This is a genomic window from Streptomyces sp. V3I7, from assembly GCF_030817495.1.
In the GTDB taxonomy this organism is placed as follows: Bacteria; Actinomycetota; Actinomycetes; order Streptomycetales; family Streptomycetaceae; genus Streptomyces.
The window spans coordinates 3,721,683-3,747,281 of sequence record NZ_JAUSZK010000001.1 but is presented as its reverse complement, the minus strand read 5'-3'; the positions used below and the strand labels follow the sequence as shown (position 1 = coordinate 3,747,281).

At 71.7% G+C, this 25,599-nt stretch carries 21 protein-coding genes and 1 pseudogene; 11 read left to right on the top strand and 11 right to left on the bottom strand.

Annotated elements, in window-relative coordinates:
* Positions 1-79: 79 nt before the first annotated feature.
* Positions 80-1,114: an SAM-dependent methyltransferase gene (locus QFZ74_RS17560; RefSeq protein ID WP_307624183.1), complete on the top strand. Its 1,035-nt coding sequence runs from the start codon at positions 80-82 to the stop codon at positions 1,112-1,114.
* A gap of 71 nt (positions 1,115-1,185) precedes the next feature.
* On the opposite strand, the gene QFZ74_RS17555 is transcribed toward QFZ74_RS17560, so the two are convergent.
* The 3 genes from QFZ74_RS17555 to QFZ74_RS17545 all read right to left on the bottom strand — a co-directional run bounded on the left by QFZ74_RS17555 (position 1,186) and on the right by QFZ74_RS17545 (position 4,867).
* Entirely contained in the window at positions 1,186-2,337 is a 1,152-nt protein-coding gene (locus tag QFZ74_RS17555) for an NADH-quinone oxidoreductase subunit D (RefSeq protein WP_307621766.1), read from the bottom strand.
* 58 nt (positions 2,338-2,395) lie between these two features.
* Positions 2,396-3,586 carry a hypothetical protein gene (locus QFZ74_RS17550; RefSeq protein WP_307621765.1) on the bottom strand — a complete coding sequence of 397 codons (1,191 nt, stop codon included), beginning with the start codon at positions 3,584-3,586 and terminating at the stop codon, positions 2,396-2,398.
* Between the two features lie 132 nt (positions 3,587-3,718).
* Positions 3,719-4,867: an esterase family protein gene (locus QFZ74_RS17545; protein WP_307621764.1), complete on the bottom strand. Its 1,149-nt coding sequence runs from the start codon at positions 4,865-4,867 to the stop codon at positions 3,719-3,721.
* Positions 4,868-5,094: 227 nt separating this feature from the next.
* Here QFZ74_RS17545 and QFZ74_RS17540 point away from each other — a divergent pair, with 227 nt between their 5' ends.
* The 6 genes from QFZ74_RS17540 (at position 5,095) to QFZ74_RS17515 (ending at position 10,402) form a co-directional block, all read left to right on the top strand.
* A complete protein-coding gene (locus tag QFZ74_RS17540; RefSeq protein WP_307621763.1) occupies positions 5,095-6,927 on the top strand; it encodes a phosphatidylglycerol lysyltransferase domain-containing protein in 1,833 nt (610 codons plus the stop codon).
* Between the two features lie 259 nt (positions 6,928-7,186).
* A complete protein-coding gene (folP, locus tag QFZ74_RS17535) occupies positions 7,187-8,092 on the top strand; it encodes a dihydropteroate synthase (RefSeq protein ID WP_307621762.1) in 906 nt (301 codons plus the stop codon).
* Positions 8,089-8,595: a nuclear transport factor 2 family protein gene (locus QFZ74_RS17530; protein ID WP_307621761.1), complete on the top strand. Its 507-nt coding sequence runs from the start codon at positions 8,089-8,091 to the stop codon at positions 8,593-8,595. Before folP ends, QFZ74_RS17530 begins: the two co-directional genes overlap by 4 nt.
* 253 nt (positions 8,596-8,848) lie before the next feature.
* On the top strand, positions 8,849-9,208 hold the full coding sequence (folB, locus tag QFZ74_RS17525; protein ID WP_307621760.1) for a dihydroneopterin aldolase: 360 nt from the start codon (positions 8,849-8,851) through the stop codon (positions 9,206-9,208).
* Positions 9,205-9,816, top strand: a complete 612-nt coding sequence (gene folK, locus QFZ74_RS17520) for a 2-amino-4-hydroxy-6-hydroxymethyldihydropteridine diphosphokinase (RefSeq protein WP_307621759.1) — start codon at positions 9,205-9,207, stop codon at positions 9,814-9,816. Before folB ends, folK begins: the two co-directional genes overlap by 4 nt.
* Positions 9,817-9,913: 97 nt before the next feature.
* The gene (locus QFZ74_RS17515) at positions 9,914-10,402 is read left to right on the top strand and encodes a DUF3180 domain-containing protein (RefSeq protein ID WP_307621758.1); all 489 of its coding nucleotides are present in this window, start codon (positions 9,914-9,916) and stop codon (positions 10,400-10,402) included.
* 22 nt (positions 10,403-10,424) lie between these two features.
* Here the strand turns inward: QFZ74_RS17515 and folE are convergent, their stop codons facing one another.
* The 6 genes from folE to dacB form a co-directional block, all read right to left on the bottom strand.
* Positions 10,425-11,030 carry a GTP cyclohydrolase I FolE gene (folE, locus tag QFZ74_RS17510; protein WP_307621757.1) on the bottom strand — a complete coding sequence of 202 codons (606 nt, stop codon included), beginning with the start codon at positions 11,028-11,030 and terminating at the stop codon, positions 10,425-10,427.
* A gap of 125 nt (positions 11,031-11,155) precedes the next feature.
* On the bottom strand, positions 11,156-13,195 hold the full coding sequence (ftsH, locus tag QFZ74_RS17505; RefSeq protein ID WP_307621756.1) for an ATP-dependent zinc metalloprotease FtsH: 2,040 nt from the start codon (positions 13,193-13,195) through the stop codon (positions 11,156-11,158).
* A 189-nt stretch (positions 13,196-13,384) separates the two neighbouring features.
* On the bottom strand, positions 13,385-13,945 hold the full coding sequence (hpt, locus tag QFZ74_RS17500; RefSeq protein ID WP_307621755.1) for a hypoxanthine phosphoribosyltransferase: 561 nt from the start codon (positions 13,943-13,945) through the stop codon (positions 13,385-13,387).
* Positions 13,946-13,963: 18 nt separating this feature from the next.
* On the bottom strand, positions 13,964-15,058 hold the full coding sequence (gene tilS, locus QFZ74_RS17495; protein WP_307621754.1) for a tRNA lysidine(34) synthetase TilS: 1,095 nt from the start codon (positions 15,056-15,058) through the stop codon (positions 13,964-13,966).
* A 192-nt stretch (positions 15,059-15,250) separates the two neighbouring features.
* Positions 15,251-16,375, bottom strand: a complete 1,125-nt coding sequence (locus QFZ74_RS17490; RefSeq protein WP_307621753.1) for a zinc-dependent metalloprotease — start codon at positions 16,373-16,375, stop codon at positions 15,251-15,253.
* Between the two features lie 376 nt (positions 16,376-16,751).
* Entirely contained in the window at positions 16,752-18,341 is a 1,590-nt protein-coding gene (gene dacB / locus QFZ74_RS17485) for a D-alanyl-D-alanine carboxypeptidase/D-alanyl-D-alanine-endopeptidase (RefSeq protein WP_307621752.1), read from the bottom strand.
* A 124-nt stretch (positions 18,342-18,465) separates the two neighbouring features.
* Between dacB and QFZ74_RS17480 the strand changes: the two genes are divergently transcribed.
* Entirely contained in the window at positions 18,466-18,957 is a 492-nt protein-coding gene (locus QFZ74_RS17480; protein WP_031115900.1) for an inorganic diphosphatase, read from the top strand.
* A gap of 126 nt (positions 18,958-19,083) precedes the next feature.
* Entirely contained in the window at positions 19,084-20,751 is a 1,668-nt protein-coding gene (locus tag QFZ74_RS17475) for a threonine/serine exporter ThrE family protein (protein ID WP_307621751.1), read from the top strand.
* A gap of 25 nt (positions 20,752-20,776) precedes the next feature.
* Here the strand turns inward: QFZ74_RS17475 and QFZ74_RS17470 are convergent, their stop codons facing one another.
* Together QFZ74_RS17470 and QFZ74_RS17465 are read right to left on the bottom strand one after the other, a co-directional pair.
* Positions 20,777-21,838 carry a DedA family protein gene (locus tag QFZ74_RS17470; RefSeq protein ID WP_307621750.1) on the bottom strand — a complete coding sequence of 354 codons (1,062 nt, stop codon included), beginning with the start codon at positions 21,836-21,838 and terminating at the stop codon, positions 20,777-20,779.
* A gap of 110 nt (positions 21,839-21,948) precedes the next feature.
* Complete coding sequence (locus tag QFZ74_RS17465; protein ID WP_307621749.1) at positions 21,949-22,719, bottom strand: MerR family transcriptional regulator; 771 nt, start codon at positions 22,717-22,719, stop codon at positions 21,949-21,951.
* A 112-nt stretch (positions 22,720-22,831) separates the two neighbouring features.
* Here QFZ74_RS17465 and QFZ74_RS17460 point away from each other — a divergent pair.
* Positions 22,832-24,078 (top strand): annotated as a pseudogene (locus QFZ74_RS17460) (ion channel protein).
* 70 nt (positions 24,079-24,148) lie between these two features.
* Positions 24,149-25,558 (top strand): glutamate decarboxylase, encoded by a 1,410-nt coding sequence (locus tag QFZ74_RS17455; RefSeq protein WP_307621748.1) that lies wholly within the window; start codon positions 24,149-24,151, stop codon positions 25,556-25,558.
* The last annotated feature ends 41 nt before the right edge of the window (positions 25,559-25,599 follow it).

Sequence of the window (25,599 nt, the reverse complement as noted above, 5' to 3'; positions counted from 1 at the left end):
ACCGATCCGGACCGGCGCACGTACTCCGCAAGGTGGAGGACGGGATCGCGCGTGCGCCTACGCTGGCCCGGTGACGGAGATGACGGCAGGCGGGTCGGCGGACGGAAACCGGACCGACGGTCCCGCGCGCGTGTGGCGCGGCTGGCGGGCGGCCACCGAGACCGCCCTGTACGGTCCGGGCGGCTTCTACCGGCGCGCCGAGGGACCTGCGGCCCACTTCCGTACGTCCGTCCACGCGTCGCCGCTGTTCGCCCGGGCCGTGGCCCTGCTGCTGTGCCGGGTCGACGAGGCCCTCGGGCGGCCCGCGACGCTGGACTTCGTCGACATGGGCGCCGGGCGCGGCGAACTGGTCGCCGGTGTGCTCGCCGCGCTGCCCGCCGACGTGGCCGCCCGCGCGCGCGGGTACGCCGTCGAGGTCGCCGAACGCCCCGCGGGCCTCGACCCCCGCGTGACGTGGCTGAGCGAGCTGCCCCAGGGGATCACCGGGCTGTTGTTCGCCAACGAGTGGCTGGACAACGTACCGGTGGAGGTCGCCGAGGTCGACGCCGAGGGCGTGGCACGTCTGGTCCTCGTCGACGAGGACGGGGGCGAACGCCTCGGGGAGCCCGTCGCGGGAGCAGAGGCGGACTGGCTCGCGCGGTGGTGGCCGCTGCCGCCCGAGGAGGGGCTGCGCGCCGAGATCGGGCTGCCGAGGGACGCCGCGTGGGCGTCCGCGGTCTCCCGGATCGAGCGGGGGCTGGCGGTGGCCGTGGACTACGCGCACACGGCGGACACGCGCCCGCCGTTCGGGACGCTGAGCGGCTTCCGGGAGGGGCGCGAGACGCTGCCCGTGCCGGACGGGTCGTGCGACATCACGGCGCACGTCGCGCTCGACGCGTGCGCGGCGCCCGGCCTGCCCGGCGCGCGCCTGCTGACCCAGCGCGAGGCGCTGCGCGCCCTGGACGTCGTCTCCGGCCGCCCCCCGCTCACGCTCGCCTCGGCCAACCCGGCGGCGTACGTCCGCGCCCTCGCGAGCGCGGGCGAGGCCGCCGAGCTCACGGCACCGGGCGGCCTCGGGGACTTCGGCTGGCTGCTCCAGCCCGTCGGCGTCCCGGACGCGCTCGCGCTCCTGTAGCGACCGGGCGGCGATGGGCCCAACAGGTCGGTGGGCCCAACATGTCGATGGGCCCTACTTGTCGATGGGCCCTACTTGTCGATGTCCCCGACCACGAAGAACATCGAGCCCAGGATCGCCACCATGTCCGCCACCAGCGTCCCCGGCAGCAGTTCGGTCAGCGCCTGGATGTTGTTGTACGACGCGGAGCGCAGCTTCATCCGGTACGGCGTCTTCTCGCCCTTGCTGACCAGGTAGTAGCCGTTGATGCCGAGCGGGTTCTCGGTCCAGGCGTAGGTATGGCCCTCGGGCGCCTTCAGGACCTTCGGCAGCCGCTGGTTGATCGGCCCCGGCGGCAGCTCGGCGAGCCGGTCGAGGCAGGCGTCGGCCAGGTCCAGCGCGTTGTGCGTCTGCTCCAGGAGGCACTCGAAGCGGGCGAGGCAGTCGCCCTCCTGCCGGGTCACCACCTTCAGGGTGTCCTGGAGTTCGCCGTACGCCAGATACGGCTCGTCGCGCCGCAGGTCGAAGTCGACGCCGGAGGCGCGCGCGATGGGTCCGCTCACGCCGTACGCGTGCACGGTCTCGGGCGAGAGCTTCCCCACGCCCCGCGTGCGGCCGCGGAAGATCTCGTTGCCGAGGACCAGGTCGTCGAAGACGTCCATGCGCGAGCGCACGGCGGCGACGGCCGCCCGCGCGCGGGAGGCCCATCCGGCCGGGAGGTCCTCCTTGAGGCCGCCGACACGGTTGAACATGTAGTGCATGCGCCCGCCGGAGACCTCCTCCATGACGTTCTGGAGGACCTCGCGCTCGCGGAACGCGTAGAAGACCGGGGTGATGCCGCCCAGCTCCAGCGGATACGAGCCCAGGAACATCAGGTGGTTCAGCACCCGGTTCAGCTCCGCGAGCAGGGTGCGCGTCCACACCGCGCGCGCGGGGACCTCCATGCCGAGCATCCGCTCGACGGCGAGGACGACGCCCAGCTCGTTGGCGAAGGCCGACAGCCAGTCGTGGCGGTTGGCGAGCATGATGATCTGGCGGTAGTCCCGCGCCTCGAAGAGCTTCTCCGCGCCGCGGTGCATGTAGCCGATCACCGGCTCGGCGTGCACGATGCGCTCGCCGTCCAGCACGAGCCGCAGCCGCAGCACACCGTGCGTGGACGGGTGCTGGGGGCCGATGTTGAGCACCATGTCGGTGCTCTCCGCGGCACCGCCGATCCCGACCGTGGTCTCCGTCGTGGGCGTCATGCCCCCAGTCTCCCCTACGCGCGGCGCCCCCTGGGAAACGGGCGTCGTCCGCCGGGCCTCAGGAGGCCGCGCTGTGCAGTCCCTGCACGTCGATCGCCTCGGTCTCGTCGTGGACCGTCAGGTCGATGACCTGACCGACGCCGCGGGGCGACGCGCCGGCGGGCTTGTACGCGGCCTCGGACTCGGCCTTGTGCACGGCGCGCGTCTCGTCGCCGACGACGTCGGCGGGGTCCTCGTTGCGCACGGAGTCCGCGTCGTCCGAGGCGCCCTCCGCCTTCGTACCGAAGAAGTCGAAGCTGCTGCCGTCCACCGGGCGCCGCACGGGAGCGGACGCCGGTACGACGGCCACCGCGGTCGGCACCGTGAAGTGGCCCTCGGGCGGCTGCACCGGCTGACCGGAACGATCCTGCGCCGTCGTGGTGGCGGCGGTCGCGCGCTCGTGCTCGTCGACCGCCTCGGGCTGCCCCTGTTCCTCGTCCTCCTGGACGGACCGGGCGGGCGTCGCCGGCGCCACGGCCGCCTCGAAGGCGGCGCCCTTCGTCTCCGCCGCGGCGTCGTCGCCCGCGTCGAGCCTGGACAGCGCCGCCTTGGCCCGCAGGAAGAGCCGGGAACCCTCCGGGGAGAACACCGCGGGAGACGCCGGCTCGTGCTCGTGCTGCTCCTGCTCCTGCTCCTGCTCCGGGGACGCGGCGGGCGTCGCGGACTCCTCCGCGTCGGAGGCCTCCTCGTTCGCCGTCGCCGTGGTCGTCGTCGCCGTCACGGACGGCCCGGGCGGCAGCGCGCGCGTGGGGGCGGCCGTCTCGATCTCCAGCAGCCGGCGGCCCTCCAGGGCGCTGGCGCGGTCGGTCTCCGCCTGGGCGTACCGGCGCAGCAGGGAGGCGTGCTCGTTGCGCAGCCCCGACAGCTCGGTGCGCTTCGCCCGCAGCCGCTGTTCGAGCTTGGCGCGTACCTCGCGCGACTCCTCGAGGTCGGCCTCCAGTTCGGCGACGCGTTCCTCGTGCTGCCACTCGTCGCTGGCACGCGCGCGCGTGAGGTCGGCGACCTGCTTGCCCGCCTGGATGTCCCAGCGGCGCATGACGACCGCGCCGACGACCGCCGTCATCGCGGCGGCCGCGGCGAGGGACCGCAGCACCATGGTCTGCGAGAAAACCCAGGGACTCAGCGCACAGACGAGGGAAACGCCTGCTATCGCCGACGGGGGCAACATCCTGTGCAATGGGGGGGAATGGCGGTGACGTCCACGTGGCATGGCCAGAAACTTACCGCGCGTAGGGGATTCATGGGTGCGCTGCCCCGGAAAAAGACAGCCATACCAAGGACTTCACTGGGCATCAGGAACGACATGACCGGTCAGGCGCCATCGAATTGTGCAAGATCATTTTCACTGGCCGCCGAGACGACCGCTCATCCACTGCAGCGCCGCCGGGATCTCCCGCCGCCAGGTGTTGAAGTTGTGCCCGCCGCTCGCCAGGATGATCGACGCGATCCGGGTCCGGTTCGTGGCCCGTACCCGCTTGATGAATTCCAGTGTGTCCCGGTAGTTGGATTCGCCGATCCTGCTGGTACTGACGAGCAGTGAGGTGTTCGGCGCGGGTGCGTTGTCGAGCAGCCACCGCAGGTCGGAACGGTTCCGCAGATTGCTGTCGCCGTGGAAGAGATCACCGGTGGTGGGGTCGATCGGCGCCTTGTAGTAAGCCGAGAGCCCGGCGGCCGCCGCGTACACACCGGGATGGCGCATGGCGAGCTTCAGCGCGCAGTAACCTCCCGTGGAATCGCCGATGATGCCCCAGCTCCCCGGTTTTCTGCCCACCCGGTAGTGGGCGAGTACGGCGTCGGGCAGATCCTTCGCGAAGAACGTCTCGGCCTGCGGGCCGCCGGGGACGTCCACGCATTCCGTGTCACGCGGCGGCGCCACGGTCGGCCGCAGCATCACCAGGATCATCGGCTGCATCCGCCCGTCCTTGGCGAGCCGGTGAGCCGTGCGCGGGTAGTGCAGTTTGTTCACCAGGGCCTGCGCGGTGCCCGGATATCCGGTGAGGACGACGGCCGCCGGGAACGTGCGCGTGCGGTACTGGGGCTGGAAGTACTCCGGCGGCAGATAGACGTACGCGGGCGCGGCGATGCGCGTCGCGAGGCCCACGATGTCCACCTTCTGGACCTGCCCGGCCGTCTGCGGCGGCGGACCGCTCGCGCCGCGCACGCGCGCGACGGAGAGCACCTGGAGCGGGCCGCCGCCGCTGCCGGCGCCGCTGCCTGCGTCGCGCTGGACGGAGTGGTCCACGACGACGCCCTGGTCGGTCTCCTTGCCCAGGAGGTCGGCCCAGCTCGCGTAGAAGCCGAACGCCTGGTTGGCGGCGAACCCCAGGGAGGCGAAGAGCGCCAGCTGGGTGGCGAGGAGCAGGCCGACGCGTCCGCTGACGGCGCGCCAGCTCCTGCGAGCCAGGCGCGGCCACAGCCATACCGTGCCGACGAACAGCAGACAGGCGGAGACGACCGCCAGCACCAGCACTTTGTTGCTCGTGAGACCCATGGACTGCTTCCTGCCTGCACTTTCCGCCCGTGGCCTCCGACGCTTCGTAGCGAGGACTTGCCCGGGACTTTCCCTGCCCTTTGAACCGGCTTTCCGATGGGGAGTGAACCTCTCCCCCCAAGACACCGTCCTAGAGGGCGCAATGTCGCCGGTTGCCCGAATCGGCACCGGGTTCAAGGTCTCTCGCGGAACTACGGGATGCGATGTCTGTCAGGATAGATGGGGAATTGTCGGGCGAGGTTCCGGGCCGATCGAGTGCGGCGCGGCGCCTGGCGCGCGGTCCGCGCCCCGAGTCCGTCCCCGCCCTGATCGGCCGGTCCTGTGCCCTCGTGGGCCTCGTGGACATCGCCGCGGGCGTCTTCCCGCGCTTCCGCCACAGTCGGATGCACGCCATCGCCGAGGTGCTGCCCGGCGCGCTCGGCCCGTTCGCCGCGGCGCTCTCGCTCAGCACCGGAGTGCTGTTGCTGCTGCTCGCGCACGGGCTCAAGCGGCGCAAGCGCCGGGCGTGGCGGGCCGCGGCGGTCCTGCTGCCGGCCGGCGCCGTGGGGCAGTTCGTGTACCGGCACTCGATCCTGGGCGTCCTGGTGTCCGTGGCGCTCCTCGTGCCCCTGCTGCGCCACCGCACCGAGTTCGCCGCGCTGCCCGACCCACGCAGCCGGTGGCGGGCGCTGGCCAACTTCGTCCTCATGGGAGCCGGTTCCCTCGCCCTCGGGCTGGTCATCGTCAGCGCCCACCCCGAACGCACCGTCGGCGACCCCAGCGTGGCCGAGCGTCTGACCCACGTGATGTACGGCCTGTTCGGCTTCGAGGGTCCGGTGGCCTACCGGGGCGACACCTCCTGGACGGTCGCCTTCTCCCTCGGCGCCCTCGGCCTGCTCACCGCCGTCACCACCGTCTACCTGGCCTTCCGCCCCGAGCACCCGGCCGCCCGCCTCACCGAGGAGGACGAGTCCCGGCTGCGCGCCCTGCTGCGTAAGCACGGCGGCCGCGACTCCCTCGGCCACTTCGCGCTGCGCCGCGACAAGGCGGTGGTCTTCTCCCCCAGCGGCAAGGCCGCCGTCACCTACCGCGTCGTCTCCGGCGTGATGCTCGCCAGCGGGGACCCGATCGGCGACGTCGAGGCGTGGCCCGGGGCCATCGAGCGGTTCATGGACGAGGCCAAGGCCCATTCATGGACGCCCGCCGTCATGGGCTGCTCCGAGACCGGCGGCGAGGTGTGGACCCGCGAGACCGGTCTGGACGCCCTCGAACTCGGCGACGAGGCGGTGGTCGACGTCGCGGATTTCTCACTCGCCGGACGTGCGATGCGCAACGTGCGCCAGATGGTCCGGCGCATCGAGCGGGCCGGCTACGAGACCCGGGTACGGCGCGTGCGTGACCTCGGCGAGGCCGAGCTGGACCGCATCCGGCGCGCCGCGGAGGACTGGCGGGGCACCGACACCGAGCGCGGTTTCTCCATGGCGCTTGGCCGCATCGGCGACCCGGCGGACGGCGACTGCCTCGTCGCGACGGCCCACCGCCCCGGCGAGCAGCCCGGCCCGTACGGCGACCTGAAGGCGATCCTGCACTTCGTGCCCTGGGGCGAGGACGGCGTCTCCCTGGACCTGATGCGCCGCGACCGCTCGGCGGACCCGGGCATGAACGAGCTGCTGATCGTCGCCGCCCTCCAGGCCGCCCCGAAGCTCGGCATCACCCGGGTCTCGCTCAACTTCGCGATGTTCCGCTCGGCCCTGGCCCGCGGTGAGAAGCTCGGCGCGGGCCCGGTGCTGCGGGCGTGGCGCGGGCTCCTGGTGTTCCTCTCCCGCTGGTTCCAGATCGAGTCGCTGTACAAGTTCAACGCCAAGTTCCAGCCCCGCTGGGAACCCCGCTTCGTCGTCTACCGCGCCTCCGGCGACCTCCCCCGCATCGGCCTCGCCGCCATGCAGGCCGAAGGCTTCGTCCACCTGGCCCTCCCCCTGCCCCCCGCCCTCCGCCGCCGCCTCCCCCGCCGCCCCTGCGCCCACGACAGAACGGAACGGGACACGGGACGCCCGGAGGGAAGCGACGTACGGACGGCGTAGCGGGGGCCTCCCGGGGCGTATGGGGCCCCCGCCTCCGCGCGCCGGCATCGCCATGCGGGACCGTCCTCCCGCGCGCGGGACGCGCACTCGGGCGGGTCGGGGACGGCCGGCTCTGTTTTCATCGCCGCGCGCCCCGTCCGCATGCCCGCCCCCCAGAGCACTCCCGCGGCGGAAAACAACCTCCGAGCAGCGCCATCCGATCCGGTCCGCGCGCGGGCCGCGCGCTCGGGGGGCCGGGGGCGGGGCCTACGCTGACCATATGAGCAACAAGAGCGTGCGCGGCCGAGTGGCGGGCCTTCCGGCATGGGACCGCTGCGCGGTCATGGGGGTTGTGAACGTCACCCCGGACTCCTTCTCCGACGGCGGCCGCTGGTTCGACACGACGGCCGCCTGCAAGCACGGCCTCGAACTGGTCGCCGAGGGCGCCGATCTGATCGACGTGGGCGGCGAGTCGACCCGGCCCGGCGCCACCCGCGTCGACGAGGCCGAGGAGCTCCGCCGCGTCATCCCCGTCGTCCGCGGCCTCGCCTCCGAGGGCATCACCGTCTCCGTCGACACCATGCGCGCCTCGGTCGCCGAGCGGGCCCTCGCCGCTGGCGCCGCCCTCGTCAACGACGTCAGCGGCGGCCTTGCCGACCCCGCGATGATCCCCGTCGTCGCGGCCGCGGGCGCCCCCTTCGTGGTCATGCACTGGCGCGGCTTCCTCCAGGGCGGCAACGTCCCGGGCCAGTACGAGGACGTCGTCGGCGAGGTCGCCGACGAGCTGCGCGCGCGTATCGAGGCCGTCCTGGAGGGCGGCGTCGCCCCCGACCGCATCGTCGTCGACCCGGGCCTCGGCTTCTCCAAGGAGGCCGAGCACGACCTGGCCCTGCTGGCCCACCTCGACCGGCTGCACGCCCTGGGCCACCCACTGCTCGTCGCCGCCTCGCGCAAACGGTTCCTCGGCCGGGTCCTGGCCGGACCGGAGGGCGCGCCCCCGCCGGCCCGGGAGCGCGACGCCGCCACGGCCGCGGTCTCCGCGCTCGCGGCGCACGCCGGCGCATGGGCCGTACGCGTGCACGAGGTGCGCGCCACCGCGGACGCGGTGCGGGTCGCGCGCGCGGTGGAGGAGGCACGCGCACCGGGGCGCACCCCGGACGCCGACTCCGCCGAGGGAGCCCGGTGAGCAGCACACCCGACACCGACGTCGAGCAGGTCGAGCTCGCCAACCGGGCCTTCTACGAGGCGATGGAGCAGGGCGACTTCGAGGAACTGGCCTCGCTCTGGCTCAACCCGTCCGACCTGGGCGTCGACGAGGAATACCACGACCCGGCCGACGTCGGGGTGGTCTCCTGCGTGCACCCGGGCTGGCCCGCGCTCACCGGCCGCGGCGAGGTCCTGCGGTCGTACGCGCTGATCATGGCCAACACCGACTACATCCAGTTCTTCCTCACCGACGTGCACGTCTCCGTCACCGGCGACACCGCCCTGGTGACCTGCACCGAGAACATCCTCAGCGGCGGCCCCGCCCCCGAGGGCGGCCAGGAACTCGGCCCCCTCATCGGCCAACTCGTCGTCGCCACCAATGTGTTCCAGCGCACACCCCTGGGCTGGAAGATCTGGTCGCACCACGCCTCCCCGGTGATGACCGAAACCGACGAGGACGACAACGACGAGAACCCGGTCTGAGCGGGTAAACGGCCCGCAGGGACCGGGAAGTGGCTGGAATCACGACCCGGGGGACCCGCGCGGCCGAGGACCCGTGCGCCGCCGGGTTCGCCAGGGGAAACACGTGGTGAACCCTTCCCGTCCCCGGACCCGGACCACGTCCCCGTGGCCCCTCTCCGTCAGTGCCCGCAGGTAGATTCGTGGGAGGCCGGCGTGCCACCGCACGCGGGCCACACCAACCCGGCCCTCATCGACGATTGCAGGAGTGATTCGCGTGGATCGTGTCGCGCTGCGCGGCCTCAAGGCCCGCGGGTACCACGGTGTGTTCCCCGAGGAACGCGCAGAGGGCCAGACCTTCGTCGTGGACCTCGTCCTCGGCCTGGACACCCGGCCCGCCGCGGCCGACGACGACCTGACCAGGACCGTGCACTACGGCATCGTGGCCGAGGAGGTCGTGGCCGTCGTCGAGGGCGAGCCGGTGAACCTCATCGAGACCCTCGCCGAGCGCATCGCCGCCACCTGCCTGAAGCACGAGGGCGTCCAGGAGGTCGAGGTCTGCGTCCACAAGCCGAACGCGCCGATCACGGTCCCCTTCGACGACGTGACCGTCACCATCACCCGGAGCCGAGTATGAGTGCCTCGTTCACCGAGGGTCACAGCGACCCGACCGTACAGCCGGTGCCCGCCTCCGTCGTGGAGAGGGTCGACGCCGCGGACACCACGCTGCAGAACCCGAAACGGGCCGTCATCTCCCTCGGCTCCAACCTCGGCAACCGCCTGGAGACGCTGCAGGGCGCCATCGACGCCCTGGAGGACACCCCGGGCGTGCGCATCAAGGCCGTCTCGCCGGTGTACGAGACGGAGCCGTGGGGCGTGGACCCGGGCAGCCAGCCCTCGTACTACAACGCCGTCGTGGTCCTGAAGACCACGCTCCCCCCGTCCTCCCTCCTGGAGCGCGCGCACGCCGTCGAGGAGGCCTTCAACCGCGTCCGGGACGAGCGCTGGGGCCCGCGCACCCTCGACGTCGACATCGTCGCGTACGCCGACGTCGTCTCCGACGACCCGCAGCTCACGCTCCCCCACCCGCGCGCCCACGAGCGCGCCTTCGTGCTGGCCCCCTGGTTCGACATCGACCCGCAGGCCCAGCTCGTCGGCCGGGGCCCGGTGGCCGATCTGCTCACCGCCGTCACCCGCTCCGGCGTGGCCGCCCGCGGGGACCTGGAACTCCGACTGCCCGAGTAGTCGTTAAGGTCGACACGACCACTACGAGACGACGACAGGACGGGCACACCGAGGTGGGCCCTTCACGACCACAGTCCGGGGGAGCTGAAGGAACACCGTGAGAGAGCTGCGCATCAGGCTGCTGGCCGGCGTGTTCGTCGTGGCCGGAGTGCTGTCCTGGGCGGCCGCCCGCCTCTGGAACTCGGTGGGGTCCCTCCCCAGCGTCCCGCTGGCCGCCCCCATCGTCCTCGCCCTGATCGCCGTGGTCCTGTTCGCCACGGCGCTCTCACTGCGCGCCCGGCTGAAGGCCCAGCGGGAGCGGCGCCCCGGCGCCAAGGGCGTCGATCCGATGATGGCCGCCCGCGCGGTCGTCTTCGGCCAGGCGAGCGCCCTGGTCGCCGCCCTCGTCTCCGGCCTGTACGCCGGGGTGGGCGTCTTCCTCCTGGAGCTGCTCGACCTGCCCGCCCGCCGCGACCAGGCCATCTACTCCGCGTTCTCGGTCCTGGGCGGCATCGCCGTCATAGCGGCCGCCCTCTTCCTGGAACGCGTCTGCCGCCTCCCGGAGGACGAGGAAGACGACCGCCCGGGGGCCGAACCCACGGCCTGACCCCCCGGTCGGGACCGGCGCGTCAGCGCGCCAGTATCAGGCTCATCGCCTCGGCGCGGGTCGTGGCGTCCCGCAGCTGGCCGCGCACCGCCGACGTCGTGGTCTTGGCACCGGGCTTACGGATGCCCCGCACGGACATGCACATGTGCTCGGCCTCGATCACGACGATCGCGCCCCGGGCCTCCAGGATGTCCATGAGGGAGTCGGCGATCTGCGTGGTGAGCCGCTCCTGCACCTGCGGACGGCGGGCGAAGACGTCCACGAGCCGCGCCAGCTTCGACAGGCCCGTGATCTTGCCGGTCTCGGCCGGGATGTACCCGACGTGCGCCACGCCGTGGAACGGCAGCAGGTGATGCTCGCAGAGGGAGACGATCTCGATGTCCTTCACCAGGACCATTTCGTCGTGCCCCAGGTCGAACGTCGTCGTCAGCACGTCCTCCGGCTGCTGACGCAGCCCCGCCAGCAGCTCCCGGTACGCCCGTGCGACCCGCGCCGGCGTTTCCTTGAGGCCCTCACGGTCCGGGTCCTCCCCGACCGCGATCAGGAGTTCGCGTACGGCGTTCTCGGCGCGCTTCTCGTCGAACTCGCCGATAGCGCCCTCGCAGGCCAGCGTCACCGGGTCGGTCATGTGATGCCTCGTTCCGTTCCTGGGTCTCTCACGTGCGGGTATGCGGAAATGCCGCGCCCCCCAGGCTAGAACCCGGGGGGCGCGGCATACATTCCGGACCAGGTGCGCGGCACCCGGCTCGAAGGTCAGCCGTCGGTGCGGTCCTCGGGGGACTGCTCCGTCAGCGGGGTGGCCTCGGTCGCCGTGGACTTGACCGTGCTGATCGCCGGCGTCGCACCGTTCGCACCGTTGGTCAGTGCCAGCTCCTTCGGGGAGAGCACCGGCGGGCGGGTGGACGGCGTGCGGCGCGAGGAACCGGTCCACGCGGGCCGCGGCGGCCGCTTGACGATCGGGGCGAAGATCTCGGCGATCTCCTCCTTGCCCAGGGTCTCCTTCTCCAGGAGGGCCAGGACGAGGTTGTCGAGGACGTCGCGGTTCTCGACCAGGATCTCCCAGGCCTCGTTGTGCGCGTTCTCGATGAGCTTCTTGACTTCCTCGTCCACCAGCGCGGCGACCTCTTCCGAGTAGTCGCGCTGGTGAGCCATCTCACGTCCGAGGAACGGCTCGGTGTTGTCGCCGCCGAACTTGATCGCACCCAGGCGCTCGGTCATGCCGTACTGGGTGACCATCGCGCGGGCCGTGGTGGTGGCCTTCTCGATGTCGTTCGCGGCGCCCGTGGTCGGGTCGTGGAAGACCAGCTCCTCGGCCGCGCGGCCGCCCAGCATGTAGGCCAGCTGGTCCAGCATCTCGTTGCGGGTCGTGGAGTACTTGTCCTCGTCCGGCAGCACCATCGTGTAGCCGAGGGCGCGGCCGCGGGACAGGATCGTGATCTTGTGGACCGGGTCGGAGTTGGGGGAAGCCGCCGCGACCAGGGCGTGACCGCCCTCGTGGTACGCGGTGATCTTCTTCTCCTTGTCCGACATGATCCGGGTCCGCTTCTGCGGGCCCGCGACCACACGGTCGATCGCCTCGTCCAGCATCTGGTTGTCGATCAGCTTCCTGTCGCTGCGGGCCGTGAGCAGCGCCGCCTCGTTGAGCACGTTCGACAGGTCGGCACCGGTGAAGCCCGGCGTGCGACGGGCGACCGCGGACAGGTCGACGTCCGGGGCGACCGGCTTGCCCTTCTGGTGGACCTTGAGGATCTCCAGACGGCCCTGCATGTCCGGGCGGTCGACCGCGATCTGGCGGTCGAAGCGACCGGGACGCAGCAGCGCCGGGTCGAGGATGTCCGGGCGGTTCGTCGCGGCGATGAGGATCACGCCGCCCTTGACGTCGAAACCGTCCATCTCGACGAGCAGCTGGTTCAGCGTCTGCTCGCGCTCGTCGTGACCGCCGCCGAGGCCGGCGCCGCGGTGACGGCCGACCGCGTCGATCTCGTCGACGAAGACGATCGCCGGAGCGTTCGCCTTGGCCTGCTCGAACAGGTCACGGACCCGGGAGGCACCGACACCGACGAACATCTCGACGAAGTCGGAACCGGAGATCGAGTAGAACGGCACCCCGGCCTCGCCGGCCACCGCACGGGCGAGCAGCGTCTTACCGGTACCGGGCGGGCCGTAGAGCAGCACACCCTTGGGGATCTTGGCGCCCACGGCCTGGAACTTCGCCGGCTCCTGCAGGAACTCCTTGATCTCGTGGAGTTCCTCGACGGCCTCGTCCGCACCCGCGACGTCCGTGAAGGTCGTCTTGGGGGTGTCCTTGGTGATGAGCTTGGCCTTGGACTTGCCGAAGTTCATGACCCGGGAGCCGCCGCCCTGCATCTGATTCATCAGGAACAGGAAGACGACCACGATGAGGACGAAGGGCAGCAGCGAGAGCAGAACGCCGACGAACGGGCTCTGCTTGGACGGCGACACGGTGTAGCCGTCGGAAATCTGCTTGTCCTGGTACTTGGTCTGCAGCGTGCCGGCGATGGTCACGCCCTGGTCGCCGATGTAGCTCGCCTGGATCTTCGAGCTGCCGTCGACCTTCTGACCGTTCTTGAGCGTGACCTTGATGGTCTGCTCGTCACCGGTGGTCAGCTTGGCCGACTCGACCTTGTTGTCGTTGATAGCTGCAATGACCTGGCCGGTGTCTACCGTCTTGTAGCCGCCGGACGAGCCGACGACCTGCATCAACACGACCACGGCAAGGACGGCCAGCACGATCCACATGACCGGCCCACGGAAGTATCGCTTCACGTCCATCCATACGGAGCGGTTTCGCCCCGTCCCTCCTGCCATAGTGAGTTTGATAAGACAGTTCTTCTGACGGTACCCCAGCATCGTTGCCCGAAGCGGCACTGATTCCTGGCGTTCCCGCCTCTGCCTGCTTCAACGGCGCAGGACCCGCTGGGGTTCCCGAGCGTCGTGTGGCCTTGGTCCCTCTTGTGGGACTCAGCCGCCGTAGACGTGAGGCGCGAGCGTACCGACGAACGGCAGGTTGCGGTATTTCTCGGCGTAGTCGAGGCCGTAGCCGACGACGAACTCGTTGGGGATGTCGAAACCGACCCACTCGACGTCGATGGCGACCTTGGCGGCCTCGGGCTTGCGCAGCAGCGTGCACACCTTGAGGGAGGCGGGCTCGCGCGAGCCGAGGTTCGAGATCAGCCAGGACAGGGTCAGGCCGGAGTCGATGATGTCCTCGACGATCAGGACGTGCCTGCCCTTGATGTCGGTGTCGAGGTCCTTGAGGATCCGCACCACACCGGAGGACTGGGTGCCCGCGCCGTAGGACGACACGGCCATCCAGTCCATGGTGAGCGGGGTGGACAGTGCCCGGGCGAGGTCGGCCATGACCATGACCGCACCCTTGAGCACGCCGACGATCAGCAGGTCCTTGCCCTCGTACTCCGCGTCGATCTTCGCGGCCAGCTCAGCCAGCTTCGCGTCGATCTCTTCTTTGGTGATGAGCACCTGCTGGAGGTCGGCACCCATGTCTTTCGCGTCCACCCGCATCACTTTCGGTCCGGTGATTCAGCCTTGCCGAATCACCAGTCTGCCACCCTGACGCGCGGCGACGACTTTGCCGGGGAGATTGATGGCCCCCTGACCGCGCCAACCGGTGATCAGCCGGTCGACTTCCTCGATGTGCCGGGCGAACAGCGAGCCGGCCGGAGCGCCCGCCTCGATGGCGGCGCGCCGCAGGATCCGGCGGCGCACGGCGGGCGGCAGGGCGCGGAGTTTGGCGCACTCCAGCAGTCCGGTGGCGTCGCGCACGCCGGCCTCGGCCTGGCTGGCCCAGGCGTCGAGGGCGTCCGCGTCGTCACGGGAGAGCTGGGCCGTACGGGCGAGAGCCTCCACGACACCCTTGCCGAGGGCCTTCTCCAGGGCCGGCAGCCCTTCGTGGCGCAGTCGGGAACGGGTGTAGGCCGGGTCGGCGTTGTGCGGGTCGTCCCACACCGGCAGGGACTGGGCCATGCAGGCCGTCCGCGCGGTCTGCCGGTCGAGGTGAAGGAACGGGCGCCGGTAACGGCCGGCGGCCCCCGAGACCGCGGCCATCCCGGACAGGGAGCGGATGCCGGAGCCACGGGCGAGGCCGAGCAGGACGGTTTCGGCCTGGTCGTCCCTGGTGTGCCCGAGGAGGATCGCGTCGGCACCGTGGCGCTCGGCGGCGGCGTCGAGCGCGGCGTAGCGGGCGTCGCGGGCGGCGGCTTCGGGGCCGCCCTCACGGCCGACCGTCACGGTGGTGGACTCCACCGGGTCGAGACCGAGCTCGCGCAGCCGCAGGACGACCTCCTCGGCGCGCAGGTCGGAACCGGCCTGGAGGCCGTGGTCGACGGTGATGCCGCCGGCGCGGACGCCGAGCTTGGGGGCTTCGAAGGCGAGTGCCGAGGCGAGCGCCATGGAGTCGGCGCCGCCGGAGCACGCCACGAGGACGAGCGGTTCGGGCCTGCGCTGGTACGTCGTCAGCCGGGTGCCGGTGCGTACGGCCTCGCGCAGCGCGCCGCGCCGGGCGTCGAGCCGGGGCCCGGTGTCGGGGACGTCTGGGCTGCTGTGTTCGCTGAGGATGTCGTGGAGGACGCGGCGGACCGCCAGGCGTATCGCCGCGACCGCAGGATGGGGACCCATGTCCGGTTCCCTTCATGAAGTTTTCGGGAGCTGAGCCCGAGGTCGGTCACTCAGAGTGTGTCGATGGTGACAGAAGCGGGCCGTTCCCCGAGCATTGCACGCCTGTCCCAGGCTCACGGTCCCTCGGACGGGTGATTGAAGGGGCGTTCGCCTGCCGTCGGCAGGATTCGGCTCACGACGTCCGCGTACCGTTCACGACTCCGTCCGCCGGTGCACCCGCGCGATCCAGTCCGCCGGTTTGGCGATCTCCGCCTTGGTGGGCAGGGTGTTCGGCGAGGTCCACACGCGGTTGAAGCCCTCCATGCCGACCTCGTCGACGACCGCGCGGACGAACCGTTCGCCGTCCCGGTACTGCCTGAGTTTGGCATCCAGCCCGAGGAGCTTGCGCAGGGCCAGGTCGAGGCGGGAGGCACCCTTGGCGCGGCGCTGCTGGAACTTCTCGCGGATCTCCGCGACGCTCGGCACGACCTGCGGGCCCACGCCGTCCATCACGAAGTCGGCGTGCCCCTCCAGGAGGGACATCACGGCGGTGAGGCGGCCGAGGATCTCGCGCTGGGCCGGGGTCTGCACGAGTTCGACGAGCGAGCGTCCGCCGTTGTGCTCCTCGCCCTCGGGGCGGCCGCCGGCGAGGGACTGGGCGGCCTCGCGGATGCGCTCCAGGACGGTCATCGGATCGACGTCCGTCTCCGCCAGGAACGCCTGGATCTCGCCCTCCAGGTGGTCGCGCAGCCAGGGCACCGCGCTGAACTGCGTACGGTGCGTCTCCTCGTGCAGGCACACCCACAGGCGGAAGTCGTGGGGCTCGACGTCGAGTTCGCGCTCCACGTGGACGATGTTCGGCGCGACGAGCAGCAGCCGGCCGCCGCCGTTGCCGCTGGCCGGGAGGTCGCGGGCGGCGGGGGCGAAGGTCTCGTACTGGCCGAGGACCCGGGAGGACAGGAACGAGAGCAGCATGCCGAGTTCGACGCCGGTGACCTTGCCGCCGACGGCGCCGAGGACCGCGTTGCCCGCGCCGTCGCCGCGCCGCTCCTGCATCTTGTCGAGCAGCGGCCGGAGGATCTCGCGGAAGCCGGCGACGTTCGCGCGCACCCAGCCGGGGCGGTCGACGACGAGGACGGGGGTGTCGTGGATGTCGTCGGCACCCATCCGGGTGAACGCCCGGACGTGCTCCTCCGAGGTCTTGGCGTGCCGGCGCAGCTCGGCGACGACGGCCCGGGCCTCGTCGCGGCTCACCTCGGGGCCCGGCCGTACGAGCCGGGTCGCGGTCGCCACCGCGAGATTCCAGTCGACCATCTCGGTGCCACCGATGCTCGTCATGCGTCAACCGTACGTGAGCGCTCCCGCTCGGGGCAGACCGTCGGCCCCGACGACACCGGGGCGGAAGGCACCGGAAGGAAGGCACCGGAAGCCGGCCCGTCCCGGTCGGCGGTGCGCCCGTCTTCGCCCGGACGAGGCGCACGGCACCGGCCCGCCGTCGACCCGGACGCATGACGGCACCTGCGCCGCCCCCCGGACACCGGCCCCCGCGCCTTGGGGGTGTCCGGCGGATCATGCCGTAGACGCGGGACCTGGCACGCCCACCCGCGGCGTTGTCGTCGGTTGCCGACTCCCCCACGACGGACTCACCAGACCCCACTCACCCGCGCTGATCAGGCGCCGCAGCTTTCCCGCGATCTGAACCGCCGTACAGGCCCTACCCGCAGCCGCATCCCGCCAGTGCCGTCGCCGTCCGGTCCAGGGCGGCCTGGGCCGCCGGCGGGTTGGTCGTGCCGGAGGCCAGGAAGGCGAAGGCCAGCAGGTGGCCGTCCTTGTCGACGACCGTGCCGGCCAGGGTGTTGACGCCCGTGAGCGTGCCGGTCTTCGCCCGGACGAGTCCGGACGCGCCGTCCGCGTAGCGGGTGGCGAGGGTGCCGGTGAAGCCCGCGACGGGCAGGCCGGTGAGGACGGTGCGCAGGGCCGGGTGCTGCGGGTCGCCCGCCTTGGCGAGGAGGGCGGTGAGGAGGTTCGCCGTCAGCCGGTCGTCGCGGTTGAGGCCGCTGCCGTCGTGGAAACGGGCCCCGGCGACGGGCAGGTGAAGCTTCGTCAGCTGGGCGGCGATGGCCCGGGCCCCGCCGTCGAAGCTCGCCGGGCGGCCGGTCGCGATGGCGGTCTGGCGGGCCAGGGCCTCGGCGATGTCGTTGTCGCTGTTGGTCAGCATGCGCTCGACCAGGGCGGACAGCGGGGGCGAGGAGACGGCGGAGAGGGTGGCGGCGCGCCGGGTGGCCTTGGAGGGGCCGGGCGACGACGCCTTGATGCCCTCGTCCTTCAGGAAGCCGGCGAACTTGCGGGCCGCGTCCACCGCCGGATCGGCCACCCGGGTCACCGGGCCGCTGGAGGACTGGTCGGTGCGGCCCTCGTCGGCCGTGAGGGCGCTGACGGGGGCGAGGTTGTCGTTGACGCCGATGGGGTGCAGGGCGGGACCGGCGTAGCGGGTGGTGTCGTACGAGAGCGTGACCGCGCGGATGCCGCGTCGCTTGAGCGCCTTGGCCGTGCCGTCGGCCAGCGTGCGCAGGCTCGCCCAGCCTCCCCCGAGCTCTCGGCTTCGCTCGAGCAGGGAGGTGCCCCCATCCTTCTCATGGGCGGTGAGGGTGGGGTCGCCGCCGCCGACCAGGACGAGTTCCTTGGTGCCGGCTTCGAGGGCGGTGCGGGTGATGAGGCGGTGGTCGGCACCCATCGCGGAGAGCGCGGCGACGGCCGTGGCGATCTTCGTGGTGGAGGCGGGCGTGAGGGCCTTGTCGCCGTCCGCGTCGTACAGCCGCCTGCCGGTCGCCACGTCGACGACGGCCGCGGTGTGGGTGCCGCCGAGCGCCGGGGCGTTCAGGAGGGGCTCCAGGGCGGCCGTGAGGCCCTTGGCGCCGGGCGCGGACTTCACGGGGCCCGCGGTGCCGCCGAGGCCGGCCAGGACGGACGCCGCGCTCGGAGCGGTCTGCGGGTCCTCGGGCGACGTACCCGGATCCCCGCCGTGATCTACGCCACCCACCCGCTCCAGGGCGGCGGCCCAGTCCCGCTCCGCCGTACGCTGGCCGGAAGCGTCCCAGGGACCGACGGAGCTCACCACCACGACGGCCAGTGCCAGTCCGGCGGCGGCGGCCCCCGCGGTGTACGGCCAGGTCTTCGCGGGCCTGGCCGCAAGGCGGCGCGCCAGTTCGGGCCCCAGGGCTCCTGCGAGCCGTGCGACCTGCGGTTTCGCGGTCGCCGCAGCCTGTGCCAGACGCGGTCGTACGGCATCCGCGAACCGCGCCACACGCGGTCCCGCGGCCCGCCAAGGCCTCAGCTCCGGCACGACCACCAGCCCCTTTCGCGATCACACACCTGCGTGAGGGACACTTAACCACCAGAACTATGTGTTGATCATGGAGGAGCCACCGGTGGAGTTCGACGTCACGATCGAGATTCCGAAGGGTTCGCGGAACAAGTACGAGGTGGACCACGAGACCGGTCGGATCCGCCTGGACCGTCGCCTCTTCACCTCGACCGCCTACCCGACCGACTACGGCTTCGTCGAGAACACCCTCGGCGAGGACGGCGACCCGCTGGACGCGCTGGTCATCCTTGACGAGCCGACCTTCCCGGGCTGCCTGATCAAGTGCCGCGCGATCGGCATGTTCCGGATGACGGACGAGGCCGGCGGCGACGACAAGCTGCTGTGCGTCCCGGCCACCGACCCGCGTGTGGAGCACCTGCGGGACATCCACCACGTGTCGGAGTTCGACCGCCTGGAGATCCAGCACTTCTTCGAGGTCTACAAGGACCTGGAGCCGGGCAAGTCGGTCGAGGGCGCCAACTGGGTCGGCCGCACGGACGCCGAGGCGGAGATCGAGCGGTCCTACAAGCGCTTCAAGGAGCAGGGCGGTCACTGACCGCAGAACCCTTTTGCAAACGGGCCGCGCTCCTCGGAAAGGGGGAGCGCGGCCCGTTTGCGTGTTCGTGCGCACGGCACGCGCATACTGATGCCACAGCAGGTTCGTTCAGGGAGCGTTGCGGAAGTGACGGAGGCGGACGACAACAAGCCTCGGTCGGACGAGGCCAGAGGCACGTACGACCCGGAGATCACATCGGAGTTCGCCGTCCCGGAGGGGCTGATCGTCCCGAAGACGAGCGGCGAACCCGAGACGACGTCCGAGTTCGCCGTGCCCGAGGGGCTCGACGTGCCTCAGACGCCGAGCAGCGACGAGGTGTCGGCGTTCAGCATGCCGAGCACCTACAGCGCCCAGGAGTCGCCGGCCACTTTCACCCAGACGACCAGCATCGTCGCCATCAGCCTGACCAAGGACGCGCCCTGGCAGGACCGGATGCGCACGATGCTGCGGATGCCGGTGGCGGAGCGTCCGGCGCCGGAGCCGCTGCAGAAGGCCGAGGAGGGCGGGCCGGCGATCCCGCGCGTGCTCGACCTGACGCTGCGTATCGGGGAGTTGCTGCTGGCGGGCGGCGAGGGCGCCGAGGACGTGGAGACCGCGATGTTCGCGGTGTGCCGGTCCTACGGGCTGGACCGCGTCGAGCCGAACGCCACCTTCACGCTGCTGTCGATCTCGTACCAGCCGTCCCTGGTGGAGGACCCGGTGACGGCGTCGCGCACGGTGCGCCGGCGCGGCACGGACTACACACGGCTCGCGGCCGTCTTCCATCTGGTCGACGACCTCACCGACCCCGAGACGCACGTCTCCCTGGAGGAGGCCTACCGCAGGCTCGCGGAGATACGGCGTAACCGGCACCCCTACCCCGGCTGGGCGCTGACCGGGGCGACCGGTCTGCTGGCCGGTTCGGCCTCCATCCTCGTCGGCGGTGACGTGCTCGTGTTCGTCGCGGCCGCGCTGGGCGCGATGCTCGGCGACCGCCTCGCCTGGCTGTTCGCCGGGCGCGGGATGCCGGAGTTCTACCAGTTCACGGTGGCCGCGATGCCGCCGGCCGCGATCGGGGTCGCGCTCACGCTCGCCCACGTCGACGTGAAGGCGTCCGCGGTCATCACCGGTGGACTGTTCGCGCTGCTGCCCGGGCGGGCCCTGGTGGCGGGCGTGCAGGACGGTCTGACGGGCTTCTACATCACCGCGGCGGCGCGGCTGCTGGAGGTCATGTACTTCTTCGTCGGCATCGTCGTCGGCGTGCTGCTCGTGCTGTACCTCGGCGTGAAGGTGGGCAGCTCGCTCGACCCGGACGCCGCCCTCGACATCGCCGAGCGGCCGCTGCTGCAGATCGCGGCGTCGATCCTGCTGTCGCTGGCGTTCGCCGTGCTGCTCCAGCAGGAGCGGTCCACGGTGCTGCCCGTCGCCCTCGGCGGCGGGGTCGCGTGGTCGGTGTACGGCGCGATGCACTTCGTCGCCAACATCTCGCCGGTGCCGTCCACCGCGGTGGCGGCGGGACTGGTCGGGCTGTTCGGACAGCTGCTGTCGCGGTACCAGTTCGCGTCCGCGCTGCCGTACACGACGGCCGCGATCGGGCCGCTGCTGCCCGGTTCGGCGACCTACTTCGGGCTGCTGTCCATCGCGCAGAACAGGATCGACGAGGGGCTGGTGTCCCTGGCCACGGCGGCCTCGCTCGCCATGGCCATCGCGATCGGCGTGAACCTCGGGTCGGAGATCTCGCGGCTGTTCCTGCGCGTGCCCGGCGCCCAGCGGGCGGCGGGCCGCAAGGCCGCGAAACGGACGAGGGGCTTCTGACCCCGGGGCGTGGGGACCCGGGCGGCTACCGGCGGCCGTACGGGTACTGCTGCTGCCAGTCCTGCTGCTCCTGCCGCTCCTGCTGCGGCGATCCGTACGGCTGCTGGTCGTAGCCGTCGGGGTACTGCTGGGGCTGCGCCTGCGGCTGCTGCTGCGGGTACTGGTGTGCCTGGGGCTGCTGGTGCTGACCGTACGACTGCTGCGGGCGCTGCGGGCGCTGGGGGTGCTGCGGCTGCTGGTAGGGCCGCTGCTGCTGGGGCCGGCCGTAGTACTGGTCGTAGCCCTGCTCGGAGCCGTACGGCTGCTGCGGCCGCTGCTGCGGCTGGTCCTGCGGGTTGCCGTACGGGTGCTGCTGCGGGCGGCCGTGGTGCTGCGGCTGCTCGTACGCGGGCTCGACGCGGCGCAGCTGGGTCGTGGCGTCGTCCATGGCCTGGTGCTCAGCCGGGGCGCCGGCGGAGGGGTTCTTCTTCTCCTTGGAGCGGGCCCGCAGGAACTCGATGATGATCGGGACCACCGAGACGAGGACGATCAGGATGAGGATCGCCTCGATGTTCTTCTTCACGACGTCGATGTTGCCGAGCCACGAGCCGAGCAGGGTCACACCGGCGCCCCACAGGACCCCGCCGATGAGGTTGAAGACCAGGAACGAGCGGTACTTCATGCCGCTGACGCCGGCGATGATCGGCGTGAACGTGCGCACGACGGGCACGAAGCGGGCCAGGACCAGGGACTTGGGGCCGTACTTCTCGAAGAACTCGTGCGCCTTGGTGACGTTCTCCTGCTTGAACAGGCGCGAGTCGGGCCGGTTGAACAGGCTCGGGCCGACCTTCTTGCCGAACATGTAGCCCGCCTGGTCGCCGAGGACCGCGGCGAGGCAGATCAGCGCGATCGCGCCCCACAGCGGGAAGTTCAGCTGGTGGGAGGTGATCAGCAGACCACAGGTGAACAGCAGCGAGTCACCCGGCAGGAAGAAGCCGATGAGCAGGCCGGACTCGGCGAAGACGATGAGGAGCAGGCCCCAGATCCCGTACACGTCCAGCAGATAGTTGGGGTCCAGCCAGCTCGGGCCGAGGGCGAGCGTCGTCACGGTTCCGGGCTCCTGAGGGGTGAAGGCGACTGCGGTGGCCTGGTGGGCCGCACAAAGCTACCAACGCATTGTGACGGCCCCGGGTTCCCCCGGCCAGGCGGGCCGGCGGGCTACGGCGTGCGGCGGGCCGCGTTCGCCAGGATCGCCGCCTTCAGATAGGCCGCCAGACCCGGCCTGATCTGCTCGTACGTGGCGGCGAACCGCTCGTCCGCCACGTACATCTCGGCGAGGCCCCGGTGGATCTCGTACGTGCAGTCGTAGAAGTTCCGGCTGATCTGCTGCCGGTGCTGCTCGGCCAGCTCCGTCGCGGACTCGGAGTCGGGGGCGACCTGTGCGTCCATCAGGGCGACGAAGGCGTTGGTGTTGCCCGCGCCCTCCGCCTTGATCCGCAGCCAGTCCTCCTTCGTGTACGAGGCGACCCTGCGCCGCGACTGCCGGTAGGGCTCGGTGTCGCCCCAGCGGCGCAGCGACTCCTCCTCGTAACTGTCGGGGTCGTACTCCCCGAAGACCTCGAACTTCTCCTCGGGCGTGAGGTTGATGCCCATCCTGCGTGCCTCCATGGCGTGCTCCACGGCCGCGGCCATCTTCTGCAGCTTCTCGATCCGGGCGGTCAGCAGCTCGTGCTGGCGGCGCAGATGCGCGCGCGGGTCTGCTTTTCCGGTGGCCTGATCGTCGAGCAGGGCCGCGACCTCCTCGAGCGGAAAGCCGAGCTCCCGGTAGAACAGGATCTGCTGCAGCCGGTCGAGGTCGGCGTCGCTGTAACGCCGGTGGCCCGCGTGGCTGCGCCCGCCCGGGGTGAGCAGACCGATGTCGTCGTAGTGGTGAAGCGTGCGCACCGTCACCCCGGCGAACCCGGCGACCTGTCCCACGGAGTAGCTCACTTCGTCCGCTCCCTTCTCGGTACGCCTCCACGCTGCCCCCTCACGCCACGTGAGGTGCAAGTCCCGAGCCTCTCAAGATGTTCGGCCCGTTTTGCCCGCTTATCGTGAGCCCGTGGCCCAGGAGACCGCGCCGCAGGCGCCCACCGCGACGGCGACGCCGGCGCGGGCCCTGCTGCCTCTGATCCTGCCCGCCCTGGTCGTCGGGGTGGCGGCCAGCCTGCTCTTCATCGGCGTCAGCGAGGGCGCCGAGCTGCTCCAGCGCGTGCTGTGGCAGAACCTGCCGGACGCGCTCGGCATCGGCCGCTTCTCGGTGGCGTGGATGTTCGTGGTGCTCCCCGCGACCGGCATCGCGGTCGGGCTGGTGGTGTGGAAGGCGCCCGGGCACGCCGGGCCCGACCCGGCGACGCTGGGCCTGGAGGCGCCCGCGCTCCCACCCGTGGTGCTGCCGGGCGTGCTGCTGGCGGCCGTGCTGATGCTCGCGGGCGGTCCGAGCCTCGGCCCGGAGAACCCCATCATCACCGTGAACGGGGGGCTGGCGGTGTGGCTGGGCACCCGGTTCCTCCCCCGGATGCCGGACGCGCTGTGGCCGGTGCTGGCGGAGGCCGCCACGATCGGCGCCCTGTTCGGTACGCCCGTGGCGGCGGCGCTGGTCGTCTCCGAGGCGCTGGCCGGACACCCGATGCGGGGGCACCTGTGGGACAACCTCTTCGCACCGCTCGCCGCGGGCGCGGCCGGCGCCCTCACGACCACCCTCGTGTCCCGTCCGACCTTCGACCTCGGCCTGCCCCGATCGGCCGCCCCGACGGGGGCGACCTGCTGGCCGGGATCGTCGTCGCCTCGGCCGCCGCGCTGCTCGGCATGTGCGCCGTCCGCGCCTTCCCCTACGTCCACGCCGCCTTCGGCCGGCTGCGCCACCCGATGCTGATGCTCCCGGCGGGCGGAGTCGTCCTCGCGGCGCTCGGCGCCCTGGGCGGCCACCTCACGCTGTTCAAGGGCCTGGAGGAGGTCGGGGTGCTGGCCCGCGACCCCGACGGCTGGACGGCCGGGCAGTTCGCCCTGATGGCGGTCGTGAAGCTGGCCGCGCTGGTGGTCGCCGCGTCCTGCGGCTTCCGCGGCGGGCGCATCTTCCCGTCCGTCTTCATCGGCGCCGCCCTCGGCCTGTGCGCCCACGCCCTCGCGCCCGGCGTCCCTCCGGCGGTCGGCGTGGCGGCGGGGGTGCTGGGCATGCTGCTGGCCATCACCCGGCAGGGCTGGGTGAGCCTGTTCACCGCCGCGGTGCTCGTCGCCTCGCCCACGGTCCTGGCCCTGCTGTGCATCGCCTCGCTGCCGGCCTGGCTGCTGGTGACGGGCCGTCCGTAGATGCAACTGCGTCCCGACGGGGCGCCGATCCGTTGACCGCCTGTCCGCTCTCGATCCAGGAGACACGTCGATGCCGCTCCACAAAGGCTCCGGGAAGCACGGCGAACGCCCTTCCGTGAACCCGTTCTTCGGGGAGGCCGACCCGGTCGCCGGCATGACCGAGGACCCGCCCACGCACCGCCTCCCGGACGGCCCGACGGCGCCGACGACGGCCGCCCAGGTGGTGCACGACGAGCTGATGCTGGACGGCAACGCCCGGCTGAACCTGGCCACGTTCGTCACCACCTGGATGGAGCCGCAGGCCGGGGTGCTGATGGCGGAGTGCCGGGACAAGAACATGATCGACAAGGACGAGTACCCGCGCACCGCCGAGCTGGAGCGGCGCTGTGTGGCGATGCTCGCCGACCTGTGGAACGCGCCGGACCCGGCGGCCACCGTCGGCTGCTCGACGACCGGCTCCAGCGAGGCCTGCATGCTCGCCGGGATGGCGCTCAAGCGGCGCTGGATCCACCGCAACACCGACCGCTATCCGAGCCGTGACGCCCGCCCCAATCTGGTGATGGGCATCAACGTCCAGGTGTGCTGGGAGAAGTTCTGCAACTTCTGGGAGGTGGAGGCGCGTCAGGTCCCCATGGAGGGCGACCGCTACCACCTGGACCCCGAGGCCGCCGCCGAGCTGTGCGACGAGAACACCATCGGTGTGGTCGGCGTCCTCGGCTCGACCTACGACGGCTCCTACGAGCCCATCGCCGGCCTGTGCGCCGCCCTGGACGCCCTCCAGGAACGGACCGGCCTCGCCATCCCCGTGCACGTGGACGGCGCCTCAGGCGCCATGGTCGCGCCGTTCCTCGACGAGGATCTGGTGTGGGACTTCCGGCTGCCGCGGGTGGCCTCGATCAACACCTCGGGGCACAAGTACGGCCTGGTCTACCCCGGCGTCGGCTGGGCGTTGTGGCGGGACAAGGAGGCGCTGCCCGAGGAGCTCGTCTTCCGCGTGAACTACCTGGGCGGCGACATGCCGACGTTCGCGCTCAACTTCTCCCGGCCCGGCGCCCAGGTGGTCGCGCAGTACTACACGTTCCTGCGGCTGGGCCGCGAGGGCTTCCGCGCCGTGCAGCAGTCCACCCGCGACGTGGCCCGCACGCTCGCCGGACACGTGGCGGAGATGGGCGACTTCCGGCTGCTGACCCGCGGCGACCAGCTGCCGGTGTTCGCCTTCACCACCGCCGACGACGTGACGTCGTACGACGTCTTCGATGTCGCCCGGCGGATGCGCGAGTACGGGTGGCTGGTGCCCGCGTACACCTTCCCGCCGGACCGGGAGGACCTGTCCGTGGCGCGGATCGTGTGCCGCAACGGCTTCTCCTCCGACCTCGCCGAACTCTTCGCCGACGACCTGCGCCGCACCCTGCCGGACCTGCGCCGCCAGCCGCACCCGCTGACCCGGGACAAGGGCGCGGCGACCGGCTTCCATCACTAGGGGGTGTCTCGTCGGTCAGGCCGGATCAGGGAGCGGCGTCT